We start from the raw sequence: 5,595 nt of genomic DNA, 5'->3' as shown, positions 1-5,595 counted from the left end.
TGAATCGCCACGGGTTTAACAGACACCTCAGAGTCATTTAAGATGGCTTAAAGAGAGGTGCCCATGAGCGGTAAGCGTTATCCCGAAGAGTTTAAAATTGAAGCAGTCAAACAGGTTGTTGATCGCGGTTATTCTGTTGCCAGCGTTGCAACACGTCTCGATATCACCACCCACAGCCTTTACGCCTGGATAAAGAAGTACGGTCCAGATTCTTCCACTAATAAAGAAGAGTCAGATGCTCAGGCCGAGATCCGCCGTCTCCAGAAAGAGCTGAAGCGGGTTACCGACGAACGGGACATATTAAAAAAAGCCGCGGCGTACTTCGCAAAGCTGTCCGACTGAGGTACGCCTTTATCCGTGACAACACCTGTTGCTGGCCTGTTCGCCTGCTCTGTCGGGTGCTGGATGTTCATCCCAGTGGTTTTTACGCCTGGCTTCAGCAGCCGCATTCACAACGCCATCAGGCAGACCTGAGGCTGACAGGGCAGATTAAACAGTTCTGGCTGGAATCGGGATGCGTCTATGGTTATCGCAAAATCCATTTGGATCTGCGGGACAGCGGGCAACAGTGCGGAGTGAACAGAGTCTGGCGACTGATGAAACGTGTCGGGATAAAGGCTCAGGTCGGATACCGGAGCCCGCGGGCACGTAAAGGCGAGGCCAGTATCGTGTCGCCCAACAGGCTCCAGCGACAGTTCAATCCGGATGCTCCGGATGAGAGTTGGGTAACGGACATAACCTACATCAGGACCCACGAAGGCTGGCTGTATCTTGCCGTGGTTGTTGATCTGTTCTCACGCAAAATTATCGGCTGGTCCATACAATCCCGGATGACAAAGGACATTGTCCTGAACGCACTGCTGATGGCTGTATGGCGGCGTAATCCCCAAAAACAGGTGCTGGTTCATTCGGATCAGGGCAGTCAGTACACAAGCCATGAGTGGCAGTCGTTCCTGAAATCACACGGCCTGGAGGGCAGCATGAGCCGTCGCGGTAACTGCCATGATAATGCGGTTGCAGAAAGCTTTTTCCAGTTGTTGAAACGTGAACGGATAAAGAAAAAAATCTACGGAACGCGGGAAGAAGCCCGCAGCGATATTTTTGATTACATCGAAATGTTTTATAACAGTAAGCGTCGGCATGGTTCTAGCGAACAGATGTCACCGACAGAATATGAAAACCAGTATTATCAACGGCTCGGAAGTGTCTAGATTATCCGTGGCGATTCATTTGTCACAGTGGATGAGTTAATTTCATCAAGATTCTTTAGAAGATAAAATAGTTTTTTGTTGTATTTCGGGTGACCTTCACTTCTACAGAACCCAATAAAAATATCATCAAGCTTGCTTGGTAATTGCTCGTAACTGTCAAAGTTAGCCAGATAATTTTTAATAGTATTCTTCGTGCTCTTTCTGGTTGGCATATAACGGTTCCTCGGTGTAATTGCCCGAATTACTTCGTCAATGCCTTTGCGCTCTGCTCTGGTGAACTTGGGTACTTCGTGGCGGGTTGGTGTGTCTGTGTAAGCGTAGGAGTTGTGCTTGTTGCGTTCTTTTGATACCTGAAGCATCGCTCTAAATTCTGCATCTCTCATTCATATTCTGACCCTCTTAGTGTTTGTTAATTTCCTGTTAACTCAATACATGCAATGCTAGCATTTTCAATGGTTAATGTCAAGTGTTTTCGTAACAATTTAGTAACATTTGTGGTATAATGGTTTGTGGGGAGAGAGAAAATATGAAGGGTGACTATCGAGAATTGTCACATGTTTTTTGCATTGCACACAGAAGGTACATTTAATGCATATCCCTCCTGAACTGGTATTACCGGATGCGTGGACTGGTTGCGGTATCGGGCTTGTTGTTGGCGTCCTGCTCCGTTACTTCGTCGTTCGGCTATTCGTGGTCTTCAGGCTGTTCGGTCGAGAATGGTCGTTTGACTTGAAAGAGCGAAATCATGAAGACAACCACCAAGACCCGTCCTAAACTCCAATCACTCCCGCCTCTAAAATATTTTTTAGCTGGTGGGCAGTGAAATCTCCTGACAAAGCCGGAAAGCTGTATCTTTCAGTTAGTTACACCAAGCCATTCAGTTGACAGCTTGTAGAAAAAACCATTATACATCAATGGGTTGTAATTAGCCAATATATAGAACTGACAAGACCCTTCACAGGGAACTCTGTAATCTTAACAGTAATTTCTAAAAATGCTTATCTTTCAAAGAGTTGTAATTAGCCATATATAATGGCTGTTCAGCTTCTTCACAGAGAACTTCAAAGGTTAACTTCACCCATAGAGCGACACCCCAGAAAGGGAAGCCCCCCTCATAGCACATATCTTAAACACCAGTTTAGCATTTAGTGCTATTTATTGAGTTTAGCACTTTTTACCAAAGACAACCCCCCTTGACAAATGCTAAGATTTTTTACATAGCCCTTACTTAACAGACTCTTAAGAGCTTTGAAACAATCTGTTTAACAGGGTCACTGCCCATGGTTCTTCGTTTCCCTTCATCTTGGTAGTTCTGTTAAGTATCTTTTCAGGTATCTCTTACAGTCACTGTTAAGATAGAACCTACCTTCGGTTTCATGGTTCTCTTCCTCCCGTTAAACACTCTTATCAAGCCCTCTGCATAATCACTACCAAGAATCTTACAAGATACTATCCAGACCTCTTGTAGTTGACCTGATACAGAAACATTACAGACATGCTCTCTAGGTTCTGTGTAGCTCATTTAGTGGGAGGGAGGATATGGTGACCATAGGAACCCCTCATGTTATACAGGCTTCCATACTGGTTAAAATCTATACAGGCAATATCCAGTCTCTGAAATTTTTATAAAAAATGACTAGCCCTCTCTTCAAATTCCCTCTCTGAAAACCTTCAAAAATATCTGTCACAGGTCTATGTCTGCTTGGTACGGTGCATTCTCGCTATAGCACCCCCTTTGCAAAATCTCAAAATATCATTGACTTCCTCTGTGAATTGCTATAAAGGCGTCTCCATCTCTTAAGCGTACCGATATAGCATACTAAAAAGGTATAGCTAACCTCCTGTAAAAACCATACCGATTAGCCTTGTAAAACACCTTATCGGTACGATACACTCAACCCATCAAATGAGTAAGGCATATGAGTACATCATGGACAACATTGGCTATATTCGAGTTTCATCAGTACAGCAAATCACAGACCGTCAACTTGAAGGGGTCACACTGGATAAGGTATTCATTGACAAGGCATCTGGAAAGAATACAAACCGTCCACAACTAAAAGCTATGCTCGACTATGTTCGTGAAGGTGATGTTATCCATGTACATGACCTGTCACGTTTAGGGCGTTCTACCGTGGATGTATTAACGCTGGTGGATAAACTTTCACAGAAAGGTATCAAGGTTCACTTCCACAAAGAAGGTCTGATAACTGGTGACGATAACCCCACGTCTAAGATGATTCTCACAATCTTTTCAGCGGTAGCTGAAGCTGAACGTAAAATGATGCTTGAGCGTCAACGAGAAGGCTATGAAGCTGCTAAAGCTGCTGGTCGTGTAGTTGGAAGGGGTAACGGTAAAGCGGTTGACAGAGAAGGTATCAAGGCTGCTCTTGCTGCTGGTGACTCAATTGCTAAAGTAGCTGCACAATTCAACGTTGCTAAGTCAACTGTGCAGCGTATTAAGTCTGAATCATAACTATTTGTTTTCAAGGCTTGATGCTTTACCCATTTCATCAAGAAACTTTTGTGCTTGATAAGTGCTTCTGGCTTCATCAAGAAGACTTTTGTTCACTGATTCTTTGACCAATGACCTAAAATCTTCGTCTGTATACTTGCCGGAATCCACCCCTTTAACAATGTCCTCAATTTGGACAATTAACTGAAGAGATGCTTCTATCTGACTTTGAATCTGTGAACGTTCTGATTTCAATTGAGCAACCTCTACTTCAATGCTCATCATGTCCTCCCGTAAAGATTCCACCCTTTCTTCCATATCTTTAGTATTTATTTTTTCCCTTTCCTTCTCTTGCACAACTCTCTCAATTTCCAGATTCTGCGTTGCTAACTCCATCTCTTCCAGCTTATCAGCCTTAACTTTTCTCTTTATCTTCATTTCAAGCGCTTTTGACTGAAGCCACATAGAGGCTTGATTTATGTACGGGAAGATAGACGACAACACGAATCCAACCAAGCATGGGAGAATTAAGTACTTAATGTAGAAAAAATCAGATGCGGTAATCTGGTGAATACGGACTTCCACCGGAGCCTTGATGTAGCCCCCTGAAACACCAGACAGTAGCTGTATCTCCAGATAAGAGATAGGCTTGAATATATGTCTAACACTAACGCCAATTTTGAGATGACCGGGATCCTGTTAGGGCAAGAAGTCCGTAAACGTAAAACTCCTCAGGAGAAGATCGCCATTATCCAGCAGACGATGGAGCCGGGCATGAATGTCTCCCATGTCGCCCGCCTGCATGGCATCCAGCCCAGCCTGCTGTTTAAGTGGAAGAAGCAATATCAGGAAGGCAGCCTCACCGCCGTTGCGGCCGGAGAAGAAGTTGTTCCAGCTTCTGAGCTTACTGCTGCTCTGAAGCAGGTCCGGGAGCTTCAGCGCCTGCTGGGCAAGAAGACGATGGAAGTTGAGATCCTGAAAGAAGCCGTGGAGTACGCTCAGTCGCGAAAATGGATAGCGCACGCGCCCTTGTTGCCAAAGGACGGGGAATAGCCCTGGTCAGCCGCACCATGGGCGTGTCGCGTGCGCAGCTGTCACTGCGAATTAACCGTTCTGCCGACTGGCAGGACAGGCGCTGTAACCGGCGTGATGACGAAGCAGACGCTGAAATACTGTCAGAGATCCTCGATATCATCAGCGATATGCCCAGTTACGGCTATCGCCGTGTGTGGGGCATCCTGCGTACGCAACGCCGTACAGAGGGACTGCCCCCCGTGAACGCCAAACGGCTTTACCGGCTTATGAGTGAGCATAATCTGCTGTTACTGCATGACAAACCAGAGCGGTCGAAGCGTGAACATAAGGGCAAAATCGCGGTGGCAGAAAGCGATATGCGCTGGTGTTCAGATGGCTTCGAGTTCGGCTGCGACAACGGTGAGAAGCTGCGGGTCACGTTCGCGCTGGACTGCTGCGACAGAGAAGCCATAGACTGGGCAGCGAGCACAGGAGGCTACGACAGTTCGACGGTGCAGGATGTGATGCTGAGGTCGGTGGAAAAGCGCTTCGGCGACGGGCTGCCGACCACACCGGTTCAATGGCTGACGGATAACGGTTCAGCATATACCGCGCATGAAACGCGGAGGTTCGCCAGAGAGCTGAATCTGGAGCCGTGTACAACAGCGGTGAGCAGCCCGCAGAGCAATGGCATGGCCGAACGATTCGTGAAGACGATGAAGGAAGACTATATCGCGTTCATGCCAAAACCAGATGTGAGAACAGCCCTGCGAAACCTTGCAGCAGCGTTCACACATTACAATGAAAACCACCCGCACAGCGCGCTGGGATATCACTCCCCGAGGGAATATCGGCGGCAGCGGACATCGTTAACTTAAGATACAAAAGCTGTCCGGAGATGGCGGGTCAAGATCA

The 5,595-nt window shown here is 46.5% G+C and carries 4 protein-coding genes and 1 pseudogene; 3 read left to right on the top strand and 2 right to left on the bottom strand.

The genetic code is table 11. From position 1 onward, the window contains the following. Positions 1–63 precede the first annotated feature (63 nt). Positions 64–1,211 (top strand): IS3 family transposase gene (locus tag OGW13_RS06785; protein WP_096755719.1). Its coding sequence is split into 2 segments (ribosomal slippage): positions 64–301 and positions 301–1,211, totalling 1,149 coding nucleotides; the frame shifts between segments, so codons are not numbered across the junction. Positions 1,212–1,216: 5 nt separating this feature from the next. Here OGW13_RS06785 and OGW13_RS06780 read toward each other — a convergent pair. Then, positions 1,217–1,594, bottom strand: a pseudogene (locus OGW13_RS06780) (hypothetical protein); the annotation flags it as partial. Between the two features lie 1,547 nt (positions 1,595–3,141). Here OGW13_RS06780 and OGW13_RS06775 point away from each other — a divergent pair. Then, positions 3,142–3,687 (top strand): recombinase family protein, encoded by a 546-nt coding sequence (locus tag OGW13_RS06775; RefSeq protein ID WP_287115829.1) that lies wholly within the window; start codon positions 3,142–3,144, stop codon positions 3,685–3,687. On the opposite strand, the gene OGW13_RS06770 is transcribed toward OGW13_RS06775, so the two are convergent. Further along, a complete protein-coding gene (locus tag OGW13_RS06770) occupies positions 3,688–4,131 on the bottom strand; it encodes a hypothetical protein (protein ID WP_287115828.1) in 444 nt (147 codons plus the stop codon). Positions 4,132–4,350: 219 nt separating this feature from the next. Between OGW13_RS06770 and OGW13_RS06765 the strand changes: the two genes are divergently transcribed. After that, positions 4,351–5,558, top strand: a protein-coding gene (locus OGW13_RS06765) for an IS3 family transposase (RefSeq protein WP_109455549.1) whose coding sequence is annotated in 2 segments (ribosomal slippage) — positions 4,351–4,672 and positions 4,672–5,558 — 1,209 coding nt in all. Because the reading frame shifts where the segments join, the coding sequence is not laid out codon by codon here. Positions 5,559–5,595 lie beyond the last annotated feature (37 nt).

The organism is Citrobacter sp. Ca225 (assembly GCF_030337175.1).
In the GTDB taxonomy this organism is placed as follows: domain Bacteria; phylum Pseudomonadota; class Gammaproteobacteria; order Enterobacterales; family Enterobacteriaceae; genus Citrobacter_A; species Citrobacter_A amalonaticus.
This window is presented reverse-complemented; position numbering and strand designations above follow the sequence as displayed.